We start from the raw sequence: 15,528 nt of genomic DNA on the forward strand, positions 1-15,528 counted from the left end.
CGGGTCAGGCCCTCATGTGTTGCAGGTAGAGGGACTGCAGGTCGGTCTGGCCGATCTGCGCGCCATCGAGGCTTTCGACCAGCCGGCCGCGCTTCATGATTCCGACGCGCGTGGCGGTCTGCTGCGCGTGGAACAGGTCGTGCGTGGTGGTGAGCACGGCCACGCCGCGGTCGGCCGCGCGCCGCAGCAGGTCGGAGAACTCGGCGGCGGCATGCGGGTCGAGCCCCGAGGTGGGCTCGTCGAGCAGCAGCGCCTTGGCCTCTTTGGCCAGCGCCACCGCGATCCACACCTTCTGGCGCATGCCCTTCGAATACATGCTGACGCGCTTGTCGGCGGCCGCGTGGTCGAGCCCCACCTCGGTCATCAGCGCGAGCAGGCGTTCGCGCGGCAGCTCGTGGCCCAGCGCCAGGCCGGCGAAGAAGCGCAGGTTTTCCAGGCCCGAGAGCGTGCCGTACAGCGTGACCTGCTCGGGGATGTACGCCACGTCCTGCTTGGTCGCGACCGGGTGGCGCGTGACGTCGGTGCCGTTGATCTGCACCGTGCCGTCGGTCGGCGCGATGAAGTTCAGGAACAGGTTGATGGTCGTCGTCTTGCCCGCGCCGTTGGCACCCAGCAGGCAGTAGATGTCGCCGCCGCGGATGTCGAGGTCGAGGCGGTCGAGCGCGGTGTGCGCGCCGTAGCGTTTGGTGAGGCCGGAGGCTCGGAGCATGGCGGAGGGATTCCGATGGAAGGAAGAAGGAAAGGAAAGACGCGCGCAGGCACGCCCCGGCGTGGGCACGCCGATGCGGTCATCGAGGGGGAATGAAGGCGGCAGCGGTGCCGCCGCGCGTCAGCGCTTGTTCTTGTTCTTTGCGCCGCCTTGCCGCGCCTTGAAACGCGGGTTGGACTTGCAGATGACGTAGGTGCGGCCGCGCCGCGTCACCACCTGGCAATCGCGGTGACGCTTCTTGGCTTCCTTGAGCGAGGACAGGACTTGCATGTGCGTGGCCGGGGAGTTCGTTCGGACACGCGAATATACGTTATTGCGAATTCATTCTCAATAACTTTGTTGACCTTTCCCCTGCATCCGGGGCTTCGCCGTCGTCAGTGCGGCGGATGCGCCTTCGGCGCTTTCGCGCCGGCCCCGACACAGGCGGCGCACAGGCCATGCAGCGTGACCTCGTGGTGCGTCACCTGGAAGCCCTTGGGGGCCAGGTCGTGCATCGGCCCCGGGCATGCGTGCAGCAGGAACACCTGGCCGCAGTGCGAACAATGGAAGTAGTGATGGTGGTGGTGCCCTGCATCCCCACCCTCGCCTGCGCCGTGCGAATGGTGGTCGTGCGGGTCGGCCTTGCAGGCCACTTCGTAGCGCGCCGGTTCGCCCGGCAGCTCGACCTTGGCGATCTCGCCGTCGGCCAGCAGCAGCGAGACCTGGCGGTACACCGTCGACAGGCTGATCTCGGGCACGATGGCCCGTGCGTGTTCGAGGATTTCGGGGGCGGTCAGCACGCGGCCGGCGTCGCTGAAGGCGGAGAAAACGGCGTTGCGCTGGCGCGTGAGACGTTGCATCTCTCGATGATAGGGGCGGCCCGCGCGGCCTTCAGCGCGGCGCGCGCAAGACCTTCACGCGTCGGCCGTCGGGCCGCTGTCTGCGTCGGGCGCCTCGGGCTTGGCCTTGCCCTTCTTGCCGCGCGCCGCCTTCTTCGCGGCGCGCTCGGCGTCGGCGCGCTGGCCGGCGGCCAGCCACTGCGCGAACTCCTCGGGCGTCTCGAGCGTGATGCGCCCCAGGTTGCCGGCGCGGAACTCGTGCATCACGATCTCGGCTGCCTTCTGCAGGTTGACCTTGCCCTTGCCCAGCAGCGCCCCGCGCTTGCGGCCGATGGTGTCGAGGACGTCTTCGTCCTTCATGCCGCCCAGGGTGGCGGCGTCGAGCTCGACGAGCTTGAAGCGCGCGACGATGCCCTCGGCGTAGTTCGCCTTGAGGTAGTCGAGCAGCTCCAGCGCCACTTCTTCTTCATCGAAAGCGTTGCGCCCCACCGCGCCGCTGGCCGCGAGGTTGTAGCCGCTCTTGGGCACGATGATGCGCGGCCACAGCATGCCGGGCGTGTCCCACAGGTAGAAGTCGTCGGCCAGCGTGATGCGCTGCTCCAGCTTGGTGATGCCGGCCTCGTCGCCGGTCTTGGCCTTGCGCCCGCCGGTGAGCGTGTTGATGAGGGTCGACTTGCCCACATTGGGGATGCCGCAGATCAGCACGCGCATCGGCTTGGCCATGCCGCCGCGGTTGGGCGACAGCTCGTGGCAGGCGCGCACGATGCGCTGCGCGGGCATGGTCAGGCTGGCATCGAGCGCGATGGCGCGGGTGTCGGGCAGCGCGTTGTAGTGCGCCAGCCAGGCCTCGGTGCGCGCGGGGTCGGCCAGGTCCTGCTTGTTGAGCACCTTCAGCGTGGGCCGCCCGGCCGTGAGCTCGGCCAGCATCGGGTTGGCGCTGGAGCCGGGCAGGCGCGCGTCGAGCAGTTCGATCACTACGTCGATGTCCTTCACCCGTTCGGTGATGGCCTTCTGGGTCGAATACATGTGACCGGGGAACCACTGGATCGCCATCGATGGATGCTCTTTCTTTCGCGCTGTCTGGAAGGGGGCCGGCCTCGCAGGCCGGGTGCGCATTGTGAACCGGGAAACGGACCGATTCCTCGATGCTGCGCTTTTGATAGCACCAACTGGCGTATTCACTGGCTTGTTGGCCGCAAGATCACCCCTAGAATCCGCGCGCTGCGCCCGCAGCCGTTTCAAAAAGTCACACCGAGGGAGATCCTTTTCATGGTCCAGCGCCTTGCCGCCGCCGCCCTGCTCGCGGCCACCACCATCCTGTCCGCCACTGCGGTGCACGCCCAGCGCCCGTCGCCCCCGCCCGGTCCGCTGACCGACGGTTTCCTGTGCTGCAACATGCGCACGTATGGCGACTCGATCAGCGACATCAACTACGACGAACAGGGCACGAGCATCGTCCCGGTGGGCACGCCGGCGCGCATCACGGCCTACGACTTCCGCTTCTTCAACCTCGATCTCGCGGGCAAGCCCCAGCGCATCAAGAACGACTACAGCCGCAACATCTCGCTGATCGACTTCGCCAAGCGCTACGTGGTCACCGAAGACCCCAAGCGCAAGATCGCAAGCTTTCCACCCGCGATGGGCGCCGCCATCCTCGCGGGCAAGGTGATGCCGGGCATGACGCGCGAACAGGTGCTGATGGCGCTGGGCTACCCGGTGGCCAGCGAAAACCCGAGCCTGGACACGCCGGTGTGGCGCTACTGGCGCGACAGCTGGTCGGAGTTCCAGGTGAACTTCGACGCGCAGGGCCTCGTGAAGGACGTCGCGGGCAATGCCGTGGCGCTGAGCCGCGTGCTGGCCGCCGCGCCCTGAGCACCCTTGATCATCCCCGGGTTCGTGTGCGCGGCATGACACGCGCAACACCCGGGAGGGTTTTGCATCGCGAAGGGCGATTCCGCCCCTATGATTTGTCCGAAGCACGGCGCCGCCACGTGCGTCGGCCGGATCGAAACCCCTGAATGGAGTGCCTGCGATGAAACCCGTCTCCGAACTGCTCAAGCGCCACGATTCCGCCGCCTGGCGCACCTCGCCCGACACCAGCGTGTTCGACGCGCTGGCCACGCTGGCGCATTTCGAAGTGGGCGCGCTCATGGTGATGGACGGCGAGAAGCTCGTGGGCTTTTTGTCCGAGCGCGACTACACCCGCAAGGTGGCGCTGCAGGGCAAGAACTCCAAGGAGATGAAGGTCGCCGAGATCATGACGCCCGACGTGATGACCGTCACCCCGCAGACCCGCACCCGCGCCTGCATGGCGCTCATGAGCCAGCGCAAGTTCCGCCACCTGCCCGTGGTCGACGGCGACAAGGTGGTGGGCATGATCTCCATTCAAGACCTGATGGACGACATCATTTCCGAGCACGAGCAGACCATCACGCAGCTGACCAGTTACATCCAGAGCTGAGCACGCGGCCATGCCCCGGCAAAAAGGGGCAACACACCTACGCACAGGGGCACTCTTTCGGGTGCACAGTGAAGGCTCGTTCACCATCCAGCAGGGACATACGCAATGCAGATCCAGGTCAACACGAGCAATGGCATCACCAACAAGGACACGCTGGAGCGCTGGGCAGACACCGAGATCAAGCAGCACCTGAGCCGTTTCGTCGAAGACGTGACGCGCGTCGAGGTGCACCTGAGCGACGAGAACCACGACAAGGCCGGCGGCGGCGACAAGTGCTGCGTGATGGAAGCGCGCCTGGCGCACCACCAGCCGCTCGCGGTGACACAGCACGCCACCAGCCTCGACGAGGCCTTCCGCGGCGCGGCCGACAAGCTCAAGCGCCTGCTCGACAACACGCTGGGCCGCCTCAACAACCACCGCGCGCGCGATTCGATCCGCCGCGACGGCGAGGGCTTCGTCGCCGAATAGCGCTCAGCGCGCGGGCTTGCGCTTCGGCGCGGGCAGGCGCTGCGGCGTTTCCACCGGTATGAGCGGCGGGCGCCGCCCGTCGGCCATCCAGGCGTCGTAGAAATCGATCTTGCGATCGACCAGCGACAGCGCCTGCTGCCAGTCGGCGATCGTCTGGTGCACGCGCGCGCGGTGCGCCTCGAGCAGGTCACGCCGCTGGCGCAGCGTGGCCTTGCCCTGCAACGCGAGCGCCGTGTAGTCGCGCATCTCGGCGATCGACATGCCGGTGCGGCGCAGCCGGTCCATCAGGTCGAGCCAGCCCACGTGCAGTTCGCCGTACACGCGCCGCCCACCCGCATCGCGCGCCACGCCGGGCACGAGGCCCTGCGATTCGTACCAGCGGATGGCGTGCACCGTGCGGCCCGTGCGCGCGGCCAGTTCGCCGATGTGGAACGACGGCGTGGCAGTGCTGGCGTCAGCCGGCATGGGCGGTCGGCGCGTCGAGCGCCCGCTCGACCAGCGCGGTGTCGAAGTACTCGGTCAATGTTTTCACCTGGCCTCCTTCGAGTCGGTAGACGTAGCAATAGCGGTTGTTGTAGCGCTTGCCGGCCTTGGTGGGCACGTCGCCGCTGAACAACACCACCACGCGGTCGCCTTCCGCAATGATGCATTCGGTCTTGCTCACATAGGGCCCGGCGAACTGCCCGAACAGCGGCTTGATCAGCTCTTCGCGGATCGCCTGCTTGCCCTGGTACGTGCGCGACCAGGGCGTGCTGCCTTCCAGCGTCCAGCTGGCGTCGTCGGCCAGGCTGTCGATGAAGGCCTGGCCGTTGCCCCTGTCCAGCTCCGCGTGGATGCGCTGGACCAGGGCCTTGTTGTCGATCGTGTGCATGGCGTGATTTCCTTGGATGAATGAAGACACCGGACATCCGGTGAATTCATTGGAAATGCTCGAGTGCGCTCGAAGTCAAGCGCCATGCACCGCGTGACGAAGGCTCAGCTTCGGCCGGCGTTCGCCTGGCCCTTGGCGACTTCATTCGCGCCCTGGGCGGCGCCGCTCTGCGGCACGGCCTCGCCCTCGCGCGCGGTCACTTCCGACAGGCGCGCGGCCAGCTGCTCGGGCGTGTCGGCGGCAATGCCCAGCCAGGCGCCCTGCGTGAGCGTGATGTGGGCGGCCTCGAAGGTGCCGGCGCCGGCGCAGAGGATGGTGCGGTTGGGCGCGTCCTGCGCGGCCAGCACCAGCATCGCGGGCACCACGGCCTCCGGGCGGAAGGCCTCGAGCATGTCCTTGGGGAACAGGTCTTCCGTCATGCGCGTGGCGGCGGTGGGCGCCAGGCAGTTCACGCGGATGTCGTTCTTGGCGCCTTCGATGCTCAGCGTCTGCATGAGGCCCACGAGCGCCAGCTTGGCGGCGCCGTAGTTGCTCTGGCCGAAGTTGCCGTACAGGCCCGACGACGAGGTGGTCATCACGATGCGGCCGTACTTCTGCTCGTTCATGAGCGCCCAGACGGCCTTGGTGCAGTTCACGGCGCCCATCAGGTGCACGTCGACCACCAGCTTGAAGTCGTCCAGTTCCATCTTGGCGAAGCTCTTGTCGCGCAGGATGCCGGCGTTGTTCACCAGGATGTCGACGCGGCCCCAGGCGTCGACCGCCTGCTTGACCATGGCCTGCACGGCCTCGAAGTCGGTCACCGAGGCGCCGTTGGCAATGGCTTCGCCGCCGGCCGCCTTGATCTCGTCGACCACCGCCTGCGCGGCGCTGACCGAGCCGCCCGAGCCGTCGCGCGCGCCGCCCAGGTCGTTGACCACCACCTTGGCGCCGCGCGCCGCCAAGGCCAGCGCATGCTGGCGGCCCAGGCCGCCGCCCGCGCCGGTCACGATGGCCACGCGGCCCTGGAAGTCGATGGAGGTGCTGTTGCTCATGAGGTCTCTGCTCGCTGTCTGAACTGTGTGGGTCGGTGTTGGTGAGGGTTGCCAATTGACAACAACCCAACGTTTTACCTCAGTTCCCCGCCCTGCTTGCCGCCGGGCGCCCCCGGCGGGAGTCACCCATGCGACGGCTGGACCGTGGCGCAGTACGCCACCAACTGATCGAGTTCGGCCGATTTGTCGAAAAAGGCATCGGCGCCCAGTTGCTGCGAGCGCAGGCGCATGTCGGCGGTGGCGTAGTTGCTGAGCACCACCACCTTCTGGTGCGGCGAGCGCTGGCGGCAGGCGTTCAGCACGGCCAGGCCGTTGCCGCGCTGCAGGAACAGGTCGACGATGGCCAGGTCCCAATCGCTCTTGTGATCGCGCAACCAGTCGAGCGCTTCGTCGGCGGTGCTGGCCGAGGCGATCACGTGCGCATCGATCACGTCCTCGAGAAAGTCGACCAGGTTCTCGCGGATCACCGGACTGTCCTCGACCAGGTAGGCATGGAGCGTCATGGTGGGAGTCTCGGGTCCGGAACTGGGCAGCGCATGACGCCATCTTCGGGGCTGGCCGCCGCGCCACGGTGAGCCGGACAGGTCAATGGCTGTAGGCCATCGGCCAGCGGCGCTGTCGGCATGCGCCGGCCGGCGCCGCCGGGGTGACGCTTCAGAAGGTGTGAATGAATCCGGCGTGGCCGAGCAGCCCGCCCAGGCGCGTCCCCTCAAGGCGCAAAGCGCAGCCATAGCTTGGGCTATGGCGAGCATTTGCAACGCCGAGGGGGCGCGCCTGGGTGGGATGAGCGGACATGGCGGGTTCGTTCACACCTTCTTAGGCCGCGACCGGCAGGCGGCCGGGGTCCATGCCCAGGCGCGCCGGCGAGACGTACTGCTCGCGGTAGATCTCGAAGGGCATGGTGTCGGCCGCCTCGATGCGCTTTTGCGCCTGGATCGACTCGGCCGTCATCTGCTCGAACCCGGCCTGCTGCGCGGCCGAGAACGGCAGCGCCAGCAGCGCGGCGCGGGTCTGCTCCGACTGGGCGCGCACGAAGCCGACGAAGGAGTTGCCGTGCTGCTGCTCGATGGCCGCGAGCACGCGGGCCGAGGGCAGGCTGTCCGGGTTCTCGAGGCCGGCCTTGGCGGCGCGCACCGCGTCGACGTGCTGCGTGCCGCCCTGCGCCGCGTCGAGCGCGGCAGCAATCGGCAGGCACTGCTCGACCAGCTCCAGGCCCCAGTCGGTGAGCCCGACCTCGCGCCCGTCGCGGCGCAGCTTCAGGCCTGGTTCGCGGCCGCGCGCGGCCGTGAGGTGCTGGTTCTGCGCCAGGTCGGCGATTTCTTGCGGGGTGTCGTCGGGGCTGTCGTTCAGCAGGCAGTGCAGCAGGAACACGTCGATGAAGCGCATGGTCTGCGCGTTGATGCCGACGGTCTCGAAGGGGTCGAGGTCCATCAGGCGCACCTCGACGTACTCCACGCCGCGCTCGCGCAGCGCATGCAGCGGACGCTCGCCGGAGTGGATCACGCGCTTGGGGCGGATGGTGCCGTAGAACTCGTTCTCGATCTGCAGCAGGCTGGTGCCCAGCTGGTTGTAGTCGCCGCCCAGGTTGCGGATGCCGATGGCCTCGTAGGCCGGCCACGGACGCGTGAGCGCGTCCTGCAGCGAGGCGCCGTAGCCCTCCAGGCTGTTGTAGCTCACGGCCAGCGAGGCCTGCGCCTCGCTCTGGTAGCCCAGGCGGCCCATGCGCAGCGAGGTGCCGTGCGGCATGTACATGCTGCCGTCGCCCAGCGGCTGCAGCTCGTGCGGGCGGCCCGCGACAAAGCTCGAACACAGGGCCGGCGAGGCGCCGAACAGGTACAGCAGCAGGAAAGCCTGGCGACGGAAGTTGCGGATGAGCGCGAAGTACTCTTCGCTCGACACCTCCGGCAGCGACCAGTTGTAGTGGATGCCCGAAATGGTCTGCATGCGGCGGCCATAGCGGTGGCTCAGGCCCATGCGGTACACGCTCTTGGCACGGCCCACGTTCGACGAGCCGTAACGGCCGATCGGAATGGTCTCGTCGGTCGGCAGGCCGCAGGGCATGCTCGACACCCACAGGCGCTCGTCGCCGAGCTGGTCGAGCACACGGTAGGTGAACTGGTGCACCCGCGTGAGCTCTTCGAGCGCCGACTCCACACCCGCGTGCACGCCCGTGATGAGTTCGAGCTGCGATTCGCTGAAGTCGGTCGTGATGTGCGGATGCGTGAGCGCCGAGCCCAGCGCCAGCGGATGCGGCGTGAGGGCCAGCTTGCCGTCGGGCAGCGCGCGCAGGCTTTCCTTCTCGATGCCGCGACGCATTCCCTTCAATCGCGCGGCCGGGAGTGCACCCAGCCTCTCCTGCAATCTGTTGCTCATGTTCTTATGACCCATCAATCTTCTGTGGGGCTGGAAGGTAGCACGGGCGGACAGGCACTGCTGAAGCAGGGAATCCCGCATCCGGCTATGCTGTTTTTTGCTACTTTTTTCATAGCTACCCTCTCAAATACCACCGGCCTTGCGGCGCGCAGCGGGGTTCGAAATTCAGGCCTTGGCGCGGCCCGCCGCGAGGTCGATCTCTTCCGACTGGTAGACATGGATCGACGGCACCCCGTCGGCCATGGCCGCGAGCGCCTTGCCGAAAGCGCGCGACGCATCGACGCGAAAGTGCGCCTGCAGCGCCGCCATGTCGCTCCAGCGCTCCACGAAGGTGAGCTGCAGCGGGTCTTGCACGTCGGTCGTGACGTCATGCGAGATGCAGCCGGGCTCGGCGCGCGAGCGCAGCACGTGTTCCACGCTGATGGCCAGCATCGCCTGCAGGGTGTCGGCCTTTGCCAGCGCGTGTCCGATGACCAGGATCATGGGGGTCTCCTTCTGTGCGTTCTTGCGGGGTGACAGGATCAGGATGGATGCGCGCGCGGCCCGGCGTGGCGGGCCTTCAGCCGAACACGCGCAGCAGGAAGTGGTTGAGGTCGGCGATCTCTTCCATGCAGACCGAGTGCGCCATCTGGTATTCGTGCCATTCGACGGGGTGGCCCAGCGCCACCAGCGCGTCGCGCGACTGTTCGGCGCGCGCCAGCGGCACCACCGGGTCCTGCCGGCCGTGCGCGAGGAACACGGGCGTGTCGTGGTTGGCGCCGTGGCGCTCGGCCGCCGTGGTTGCGGCGATCGGCAGGTAGCCCGAAAGGCCGACGATGCCGGCCAGCCGCTCGCCGTGGCGCAGCCCCGTCATCAGCGCCATCGCGCAGCCTTGCGAGAAGCCAGCCACCACGATGCGATGGGCGGGAATGCCGCGTGCCTTTTCGTTGGCGATGAGGGCCTCGATGCTCGCCTGCGAGCGGCGCAGGCCGGCCTCGTCCTCGCGCGCCACCAGGTCGGCCACCGCGATGTCGTACCAGGCGGGCATCTCGTAGCCGCCGTTGATGGTCACGGGAATGACGGGCGCGTTGGGGAACACGAAGCGCACCGGGCCCACGGTCGACAGGTCGAGCTCGCCGGCGATCGGCACGAAGTCGTTGCCGTCGGCACCCAGGCCGTGCATCAGGACCACCGAGGCGGTGGGGTTCGGGGCTGTTTCGATTTCGATGGGGGGACGGGGCATGGTCAACGAAGGTATTCAGGAATGCGAATGTCCGGACCTTAGCGCATTCGGGCGACCCGGGCCGCGGCGAAACGGCCGGTTGGCTGACTTGCACCTCGCAACATCCGCGCCTTCGGGCCGCCCTGGCGCCCTTGCCGGCACAAGGGAGCGCCGGATGCAACACAATGGCGTTTCGCATGAAGACCACCCCGAACCCGTCCCCGAAGACCTCGTCGCCCGGCCCCGCCTTCGACAGCGAGGCGCTGCTGCGCGGCAGCGGGCTGCGCGTGACGCGCGCCGCCCAGACCGTGCTCGAGCTGCTCGAACACGGCTCGCAGCCGCTGACCCACGAGGAAGTGGCCGCCGCCTACACCGCCGCCACGGGCGAGCCGCCCGACCGCGTCACGCTCTACCGCGTGCTCGACCGGCTGGTCGAGGCCGGCCTGTGCGACCGCCGCGTGGGCGCCGACCGGGTCAACCGCTTCGCGCGGCACGTCGACACCGCCTCGGGCAACACCTTCGAATGCGACCAGTGCCACAAGGTGCTGGCCCTGCCCTCCGACCCCGAACTGCCCAAGGTGATGGGCCGGCTCGGCAAGGCGCTGCGCAAGCAGGGCATCGACACGCGGCACACGGCGCTCACGCTGCACGGCATGTGCGGCGACTGCGCGCGGTAGCTCGCCAAGCCGACCAGGCCGCGCGTGTACGTCTCCCGGCACCACCGCCAGCCCGACATCGGCGCGAGCCACGCGCTGATCGACGCGCATCCGCTGGGCGCCTGGGTCGTTCAGGGCGCCGACGGGCTGGTCGCCAACCACCTGCCCTTTCTGCTCGACCGCTCGCGCGGCCCGTTCGGCACGCTGCTCGGCCACGTGTCGCGCGCCAATCCCGTGTGGCGCCAGCTCGATGCCGCGGCCCCTTCGGTCGTGATGTTCCAGGGGCCGCAGGCCTACATCACGCCCGGCTGGTACCCCGGCAAGGCCGAGCACGGCCAGGTGGTGCCGACCTGGAACTACGCCGTCGCCCATGCGCACGGCATCGCGCGCGCCATCGACGACGAAGCCTGGCTGCTCGACCTGCTCGCGCGGCTGACCGCGGCGAACGAGGCCGGCCAACCGGTGCCCTGGCAGACCACGGACGCGCCCGAGACCTTCATCCGCAAGCTGGCGCGCGCCGTGGTGGGCATCGAGATCCCCATCGACCGCCTCGAAGGCAAGCTCAAGGCCAGCCAGGACGAAGCCTTGCAGGACCGTCAAGGCACGGTGCAGGGGCTGGCCGCTGTCGGCTCCGAGAACGCGTCGGCCATGGCGCGGCTGGTGCAGCAGGCGATGCAGCCCGGCAGCGCCGGCGACTGAATCTCCTGCGCCCTACGCATTCCACGACGGAAACGGATCGGGCAGGTTCTGCCACCACGAGGGGCCGAAGCGCATCTCGTTGGGCGTGAGCAGGCAGGCATCGAGCCGCGCGCGCAGTGCGGCTTCGTCCATGCCGATGCCGATCAGCACCAGCTCCTGGCGCGCGTCGCCGGTGGCGTCGTCCCAGTTCTTGCGGATGAGTTCGAGCCCGTCGGGGTCGGTCGGCCAGTGCTCGCGCGGCACCGCCGCCCACCACAGGCCCGCCACGCCGTAGCGGCAGGCACCGCCGGCCTGCGACCACGAACCCGCGCGGGTCGGCCGGCTCGCGAGCCAGAAGAAGCCCTTGGAGCGCACCACGCCCTCCCACTCGCTCTGCACCAGGTCCCAGAAACGCTGCGGATGGAACGGCAGGCGCGAGCGGTAGACGAAGCTACGGATGCCGTAGGCCTCGCTCTCGGGCACATGCTCGCCGCGCAGCTCGGCCAGCCAGCCCGGCGCCTGCTCGGCCTGCTCGAAATCGAACAGGCCCGTGTCGAGCACGCGGTCGAGCGCGACGCGGCCGAACTCCGATTCTTCGATGCGCGCACGCGGGTTGAGGCTGCGCAAGATGGCCATCAGCCGCTCGCGCTCTTCGGCCGTCACGAGGTCGGTCTTGTTGACCACGAGCACGTCGCAGAACTCGATCTGCTCGATCAGCAGGTCGACCACCGTGCGCGTGTCTTCGTCGCCGAGCGACTGGCCGCGCTGGCCCAGGCTGTCGGGCGAGCCGTAGTCGCGCAGGAAATTGAAGGCATCGACCACCGTGACCATGGTGTCCAGCCGCGCCACGTCGGCCAGGCTCTGGCCGTCCTCGCCCGCGAAGGTGAAGGTCTCGGCCACGGGCAGCGGCTCGGAGATGCCGGTCGACTCGATCACGAGCTGGTCGAAGCGCCCTTCCTTGGCGAGCCGCTTCACCTCGATCAGCAGGTCTTCGCGCAGCGTGCAGCAGATACAGCCGTTGCTCATCTCGACCAGCTTCTCGTCGGTGCGCGACAACGCGGCGCCGCCTTCGCGCACCAGCGCGGCGTCGATGTTGACCTCGCTCATGTCGTTGACGATCACCGCCACGCGGCGGCCCTCGCGGTTGTGCAGGATGTGGTTGAGCAGCGTGGTCTTGCCGGCGCCCAGGAAGCCGGACAGCACGGTGACGGGAAGACGATCGGCCATGAGGGCAGGCTCCGTAGTTGCAACATAATTGCATTATATGGATTGACGCAACTCAGTTGCATTTCATGCAAACGTGACCGACAGGCGCGCGCTCGCCTACCATCCAGCGCATGACCGATTTCTCTGCCTTCGTCGCCCCGCCGCCCTCCGACGCGCCGCACGCGACCGTCGTCGCCGCCGCGTCGGCCTGCCTCGACCGTTTCACGGCCGCGTTCAACGCCTCGGACACGCGCGGCATGGACGCCGAGCTGCACTTTCCGCACACGATGCTCTCGGGCGCGCAGCGGCTCGACTGGCCCGCGCCCGGCCGGCACCCCGCCGATTTCTTCGACACGCTCAAGGCCGGCGGCTGGGCGCGCACGCAGTACGAAAAGAAGGAGCCGGTGCTCGTGAGTCACGACAAGGTGCACTTCGTCGTGCACTACACGCGGCGCGATGCGGCCGGCGCGGTGCTCAGCACGCACGCCAACCTCTGGATCGTCGTGCAGGCCGAGGGGCGCTGGGGCATCGCCCTGCGCTCGTACTGATCAAAAAACAAGGACCGTCTCCCATGTCCCTTTCCGCACTGCAGCTCGTCTGGCCCTCGCCCGAGCATTTACCCGGCTACATCGCTGCGCTCGAGCGCGGCTGGTCGCCCAACAACCTGCGCGCCGAAGCCGGCCGCGAAGAACTGGCGCTGATCCGCACCGACCCCGACGGCTTTCTCGCCGGCCTCGTCGACCGCGAAGCCAAGGGCCCGCCCATCGCGCTGCCCACCGGTGGCACCGTGCCCCGGCTGCCGGGCTACCGGCGCTGGCTGTGGGACGGCGAGTTCTGCGGCAGCATCCAGCTGCGCTGGCAGCCGGGCACCAACGCCCTGCCTTCGTACTGCCTCGGCCACATCGGCTACGGCGTGGTGCCGTGGAAAAGCGGCCGGGGCTATGCCACCGCCGCGCTGCGTGCGCTGCTGCCCGATGCGCGCGGCATCGGCCTGGACCACGTCGAGATCACGACCAGCCCCGACAACCTCGCCTCGCAGCGCGTGATCCGCGCCAACGGCGGCGTGCTGGTCGAGGAGTTCATCACCGAGCCCGGGCTCGGCGGCGCGCCCGAGCTGCGCTTTCGCATCGACGTGCGCGACCTGCGCTGACGCGCCCTACAGCTCGAACGCCTCGACCTGCCGCCCGTCGATGTCGGTGAAGCCGTAGGCACGCGCCAGGTCGGCCACGCGCAGCACCTGGCCGGTCTTGTCGAGCACCTGCGCATCGCCCGCCAGCGCGGCCACGGCGCGACCCAAGTAGCGCGGCGATTCGGTGCGCGCCAGCGCGGGGCGCTCCTGCCAGTGCGCCTCGTCGGTCTTGTGGCCCGCGAGCACGAACTCGGTGCGCATCCAGCCCGGCGACACGGCCACCGAGGCCACGCCGTGCGGCTGCAGCTCCTGCGCGATGCCGAAGGCCAGCCGAGTCATCGACGCCTTGGCGAGGTCGTAGAACAGGTTGCCGCGCAGGTAGTGGCCACGGTCCCAGAAGGTGGTGGTGACGATCAGGCCTTGCTTGCGCGCCACCATGCCCGGCGCGGCGCAGCGGCTGGCCACGAGGTGGTTGCGCACGCCGCGGTCGAACATCGAATCCCAGTTGGCGAGCGGATGTTCCCAGAACGGCGCCTCGAAGACACCCGTGAAGCTTTCGTGGCCGCCCCAGGCGTTGTTCACGAGCAGGTCGAGCCGGCCCTGCTCGCGCTCGACGCGCGCGAACAGCGCCGCCACCTCGTCTTCCTTCGTGTGGTCGCAGGCCACGGCGATGCCGCGCCCGCCGCGTTGCGTGACCTCGTCGGCGGTGTCGTCGATGGTGCCGGGCAAGGCGGCCAGCTCGGACAGGGCGAGCAGCTGCCCGTAGCTGTCGGCCGGCCGCGCGCGGGTGCTGCGCCCGGTCACGTACACGGTGGCGCCGGCCGCGCCCAGTTCCTGCGCGATGCCGCGGCCCGCACCGCGGCTGGCGCCAGTCACCACGGCCACGCGGCCCGCCAGCGGACGGTGCGCGGCGTCAGGGGTGGAGGGGGCTGCTGTCATGTGTCGTTGCTCCTTCGTTCGGTGAGGGTCCTTGGGCAGGACAAGCGGCCACGATAGGCCGGCCTCAGCGCGCCGTCTTGGAAGAAACCGAAACCCGGCGCCCGAGGAACTCGGTGGGCGTCACGCCGCACAGGGCGCGGAACTCGTTGACGAGGTGCGACTGGTCGTAGAACCCGTGGTCCAGCGCCATGTCGGCCCAGGCCGGCGCGCTGTGCAGGCGCAGCGCGCGCAGGCAGGCATGCAGCCGCGCGAGCCGGCCCCAGGCGCGCGGCGACAGCCCGACGTGCGCATGAAAAAGCTGCTGCAGCCGGCGCTCGCCCACACCGACCGCCTGCGCCACCTCGCGCAATGCCTGACGCCCGTCGGCGGCGGCGATGAGCCGTGCAGCGTGCATCGCGGCGGCCGGCGGCGTGCAGTCGCCGGCTTTCTGCAGGCGCTTCATCAGGGCCTGCTGCAACAGATCGGCGCGTGCAACATCGCCGTGCGCTTCGGCCATGCGCACGAGCAGCGTCGTGCCCTCGCCGCCCCAGAGTTCGTCCAGGTGCACCGCGCGGCCCACGATCTCGCCGGCCGGCACGCCCAGCAGCGCCGCCGCCGCGCCGGGACGCAGCGCCACCGACAGGCCTTCCACCGTGTCGCGCATCCGCACCACGGCCGGCGCGGCGAAGGCACCGATGGCCTCGATCGCCTGCCCGGGCGCGTCGTCGGCCGAGGGCGCATCACCGAAGTTGAAGACCAGCCGGATCGCGCCGTCGGGCAGCACGCGCTCGCGCACCTCGTGGCCGGGCGCGAAGGTCTCGCGGTACATCAGCAGGTGCGAGACATGCGACCGAAGGGCCGGTGCGACCGGCAGCACCTGCAGCGTGCCGTCGGGCACGCCCGACTCCGGCCCGTGCAGCGGGTCGTCATGAAGCCGGAGGAAAAGACGTTCGCCCATGGCGGTCGATTGTGAGGAAAAACCCGCCGCCGCGCGACCCGGCGGGCACGG

At 69.0% G+C, this 15,528-nt stretch carries 21 protein-coding genes; 7 read left to right on the forward strand and 14 right to left on the reverse strand.

The window, feature by feature from the left end:
- Positions 1–4: 4 nt before the first annotated feature.
- The 4 genes from AC07O4_RS00110 to ylqF form a co-directional block, all read right to left on the reverse strand.
- Positions 5–709: an ABC transporter ATP-binding protein gene (locus AC07O4_RS00110; RefSeq protein ID WP_062476970.1), complete on the reverse strand. Its 705-nt coding sequence runs from the start codon at positions 707–709 to the stop codon at positions 5–7.
- A 120-nt stretch (positions 710–829) separates the two neighbouring features.
- On the reverse strand, positions 830–979 hold the full coding sequence (gene ykgO, locus AC07O4_RS00115) for a type B 50S ribosomal protein L36 (RefSeq protein ID WP_013542562.1): 150 nt from the start codon (positions 977–979) through the stop codon (positions 830–832).
- Positions 980–1,083: 104 nt separating this feature from the next.
- On the reverse strand, positions 1,084–1,548 hold the full coding sequence (locus tag AC07O4_RS00120) for a Fur family transcriptional regulator (protein ID WP_495303393.1): 465 nt from the start codon (positions 1,546–1,548) through the stop codon (positions 1,084–1,086).
- A gap of 54 nt (positions 1,549–1,602) precedes the next feature.
- Positions 1,603–2,580, reverse strand: coding sequence for a ribosome biogenesis GTPase YlqF (ylqF, locus tag AC07O4_RS00125; protein ID WP_495303394.1), 978 nt, complete (start codon positions 2,578–2,580; stop codon positions 1,603–1,605).
- 216 nt (positions 2,581–2,796) lie between these two features.
- On the opposite strand from ylqF, the gene bamE reads away from it, so the two are divergent.
- The 3 genes from bamE (at position 2,797) to AC07O4_RS00140 (ending at position 4,456) form a co-directional block, all read left to right on the forward strand.
- On the forward strand, positions 2,797–3,399 hold the full coding sequence (gene bamE / locus AC07O4_RS00130; protein ID WP_495303395.1) for an outer membrane protein assembly factor BamE domain-containing protein: 603 nt from the start codon (positions 2,797–2,799) through the stop codon (positions 3,397–3,399).
- 160 nt (positions 3,400–3,559) lie between these two features.
- Entirely contained in the window at positions 3,560–3,988 is a 429-nt protein-coding gene (locus AC07O4_RS00135) for a CBS domain-containing protein (protein WP_070062567.1), read from the forward strand.
- Positions 3,989–4,093: 105 nt separating this feature from the next.
- Positions 4,094–4,456: an HPF/RaiA family ribosome-associated protein gene (locus AC07O4_RS00140; RefSeq protein ID WP_062476985.1), complete on the forward strand. Its 363-nt coding sequence runs from the start codon at positions 4,094–4,096 to the stop codon at positions 4,454–4,456.
- Between the two features lie 3 nt (positions 4,457–4,459).
- Here AC07O4_RS00140 and AC07O4_RS00145 read toward each other — a convergent pair whose 3' ends face one another.
- The 7 genes from AC07O4_RS00145 to AC07O4_RS00175 form a co-directional block, all read right to left on the reverse strand.
- Positions 4,460–4,921: a MerR family transcriptional regulator gene (locus AC07O4_RS00145; RefSeq protein ID WP_369646327.1), complete on the reverse strand. Its 462-nt coding sequence runs from the start codon at positions 4,919–4,921 to the stop codon at positions 4,460–4,462.
- Positions 4,911–5,327: a nuclear transport factor 2 family protein gene (locus tag AC07O4_RS00150; RefSeq protein ID WP_159270919.1), complete on the reverse strand. Its 417-nt coding sequence runs from the start codon at positions 5,325–5,327 to the stop codon at positions 4,911–4,913. The genes AC07O4_RS00145 and AC07O4_RS00150 overlap by 11 nt, the downstream gene beginning before the upstream one ends.
- A 104-nt stretch (positions 5,328–5,431) precedes the next feature.
- Positions 5,432–6,358, reverse strand: coding sequence for an SDR family NAD(P)-dependent oxidoreductase (locus AC07O4_RS00155; RefSeq protein ID WP_159270918.1), 927 nt, complete (start codon positions 6,356–6,358; stop codon positions 5,432–5,434).
- Between the two features lie 122 nt (positions 6,359–6,480).
- A complete protein-coding gene (locus tag AC07O4_RS00160) occupies positions 6,481–6,861 on the reverse strand; it encodes a response regulator transcription factor (protein ID WP_062476998.1) in 381 nt (126 codons plus the stop codon).
- 313 nt (positions 6,862–7,174) lie between these two features.
- Positions 7,175–8,731, reverse strand: coding sequence for a glutamate--cysteine ligase (gene gshA, locus AC07O4_RS00165; protein ID WP_495303396.1), 1,557 nt, complete (start codon positions 8,729–8,731; stop codon positions 7,175–7,177).
- Between the two features lie 165 nt (positions 8,732–8,896).
- Positions 8,897–9,214 (reverse strand): putative quinol monooxygenase, encoded by a 318-nt coding sequence (locus AC07O4_RS00170; protein ID WP_062477003.1) that lies wholly within the window; start codon positions 9,212–9,214, stop codon positions 8,897–8,899.
- 76 nt (positions 9,215–9,290) lie between these two features.
- Entirely contained in the window at positions 9,291–9,953 is a 663-nt protein-coding gene (locus AC07O4_RS00175; RefSeq protein ID WP_495303397.1) for an alpha/beta hydrolase, read from the reverse strand.
- 176 nt (positions 9,954–10,129) lie between these two features.
- Here AC07O4_RS00175 and AC07O4_RS00180 point away from each other — a divergent pair, with 176 nt between their 5' ends.
- Together AC07O4_RS00180 and AC07O4_RS00185 are read left to right on the forward strand one after the other, a co-directional pair.
- Positions 10,130–10,609 (forward strand): Fur family transcriptional regulator, encoded by a 480-nt coding sequence (locus AC07O4_RS00180; RefSeq protein ID WP_062477006.1) that lies wholly within the window; start codon positions 10,130–10,132, stop codon positions 10,607–10,609.
- 24 nt (positions 10,610–10,633) lie between these two features.
- A complete protein-coding gene (locus tag AC07O4_RS00185) occupies positions 10,634–11,287 on the forward strand; it encodes an FMN-binding negative transcriptional regulator (protein ID WP_495303398.1) in 654 nt (217 codons plus the stop codon).
- A gap of 12 nt (positions 11,288–11,299) precedes the next feature.
- Here the strand turns inward: AC07O4_RS00185 and zigA are convergent, their stop codons facing one another.
- Positions 11,300–12,493, reverse strand: a complete 1,194-nt coding sequence (gene zigA / locus AC07O4_RS00190; protein ID WP_095948941.1) for a zinc metallochaperone GTPase ZigA — start codon at positions 12,491–12,493, stop codon at positions 11,300–11,302.
- A gap of 110 nt (positions 12,494–12,603) precedes the next feature.
- Here zigA and AC07O4_RS00195 point away from each other — a divergent pair, with 110 nt between their 5' ends.
- Together AC07O4_RS00195 and AC07O4_RS00200 are read left to right on the forward strand one after the other, a co-directional pair.
- Positions 12,604–13,020, forward strand: coding sequence for a hypothetical protein (locus AC07O4_RS00195; RefSeq protein ID WP_495303399.1), 417 nt, complete (start codon positions 12,604–12,606; stop codon positions 13,018–13,020).
- A gap of 23 nt (positions 13,021–13,043) precedes the next feature.
- Complete coding sequence (locus AC07O4_RS00200; RefSeq protein ID WP_487848280.1) at positions 13,044–13,622, forward strand: GNAT family N-acetyltransferase; 579 nt, start codon at positions 13,044–13,046, stop codon at positions 13,620–13,622.
- Between the two features lie 6 nt (positions 13,623–13,628).
- Here AC07O4_RS00200 and AC07O4_RS00205 read toward each other — a convergent pair whose 3' ends face one another.
- Positions 13,629–14,540 carry an SDR family oxidoreductase gene (locus AC07O4_RS00205; protein WP_495271686.1) on the reverse strand — a complete coding sequence of 304 codons (912 nt, stop codon included), beginning with the start codon at positions 14,538–14,540 and terminating at the stop codon, positions 13,629–13,631.
- Between the two features lie 64 nt (positions 14,541–14,604).
- A complete protein-coding gene (locus AC07O4_RS00210; RefSeq protein ID WP_495303400.1) occupies positions 14,605–15,477 on the reverse strand; it encodes a helix-turn-helix transcriptional regulator in 873 nt (290 codons plus the stop codon).
- Between the last annotated feature and the right edge of the window lie 51 nt (positions 15,478–15,528).

This window comes from Variovorax sp. GW821-FHT09D04, from assembly GCF_059416405.1.

Bases quoted from the DNA above. Each gene is read 5' to 3' on its own strand.
- AC07O4_RS00150 (WP_159270919.1), bottom strand. From the start codon at position 5,327: ATGCACACGATCGACAACAAGGCCCTGGTCCAGCGCATCCACGCGGAG.
- zigA (WP_095948941.1), bottom strand. From the start codon at position 12,493: ATGGCCGATCGTCTTCCCGTCACCGTGCTGTCCGGCTTCCTGGGCGCC.
- AC07O4_RS00200 (WP_487848280.1), top strand. From the start codon at position 13,044: ATGTCCCTTTCCGCACTGCAGCTCGTCTGGCCCTCGCCCGAGCATTTA.
- AC07O4_RS00195 (WP_495303399.1), top strand. From the start codon at position 12,604: ATGACCGATTTCTCTGCCTTCGTCGCCCCGCCGCCCTCCGACGCGCCG.
- ylqF (WP_495303394.1), bottom strand. From the start codon at position 2,580: ATGGCGATCCAGTGGTTCCCCGGTCACATGTATTCGACCCAGAAGGCC.
- AC07O4_RS00110 (WP_062476970.1), bottom strand. From the start codon at position 709: ATGCTCCGAGCCTCCGGCCTCACCAAACGCTACGGCGCGCACACCGCG.
- AC07O4_RS00170 (WP_062477003.1), bottom strand. From the start codon at position 9,214: ATGATCCTGGTCATCGGACACGCGCTGGCAAAGGCCGACACCCTGCAG.
- AC07O4_RS00210 (WP_495303400.1), bottom strand. From the start codon at position 15,477: ATGGGCGAACGTCTTTTCCTCCGGCTTCATGACGACCCGCTGCACGGG.
- AC07O4_RS00160 (WP_062476998.1), bottom strand. From the start codon at position 6,861: ATGACGCTCCATGCCTACCTGGTCGAGGACAGTCCGGTGATCCGCGAG.
- AC07O4_RS00205 (WP_495271686.1), bottom strand. From the start codon at position 14,540: ATGACAGCAGCCCCCTCCACCCCTGACGCCGCGCACCGTCCGCTGGCG.
- gshA (WP_495303396.1), bottom strand. From the start codon at position 8,731: ATGAGCAACAGATTGCAGGAGAGGCTGGGTGCACTCCCGGCCGCGCGA.
- AC07O4_RS00145 (WP_369646327.1), bottom strand. From the start codon at position 4,921: ATGCCGGCTGACGCCAGCACTGCCACGCCGTCGTTCCACATCGGCGAA.
- AC07O4_RS00175 (WP_495303397.1), bottom strand. From the start codon at position 9,953: ATGCCCCGTCCCCCCATCGAAATCGAAACAGCCCCGAACCCCACCGCC.
- ykgO (WP_013542562.1), bottom strand. From the start codon at position 979: ATGCAAGTCCTGTCCTCGCTCAAGGAAGCCAAGAAGCGTCACCGCGAT.
- AC07O4_RS00180 (WP_062477006.1), top strand. From the start codon at position 10,130: ATGAAGACCACCCCGAACCCGTCCCCGAAGACCTCGTCGCCCGGCCCC.
- AC07O4_RS00135 (WP_070062567.1), top strand. From the start codon at position 3,560: ATGAAACCCGTCTCCGAACTGCTCAAGCGCCACGATTCCGCCGCCTGG.
- AC07O4_RS00155 (WP_159270918.1), bottom strand. From the start codon at position 6,358: ATGAGCAACAGCACCTCCATCGACTTCCAGGGCCGCGTGGCCATCGTG.
- AC07O4_RS00120 (WP_495303393.1), bottom strand. From the start codon at position 1,548: ATGCAACGTCTCACGCGCCAGCGCAACGCCGTTTTCTCCGCCTTCAGC.
- AC07O4_RS00140 (WP_062476985.1), top strand. From the start codon at position 4,094: ATGCAGATCCAGGTCAACACGAGCAATGGCATCACCAACAAGGACACG.
- bamE (WP_495303395.1), top strand. From the start codon at position 2,797: ATGGTCCAGCGCCTTGCCGCCGCCGCCCTGCTCGCGGCCACCACCATC.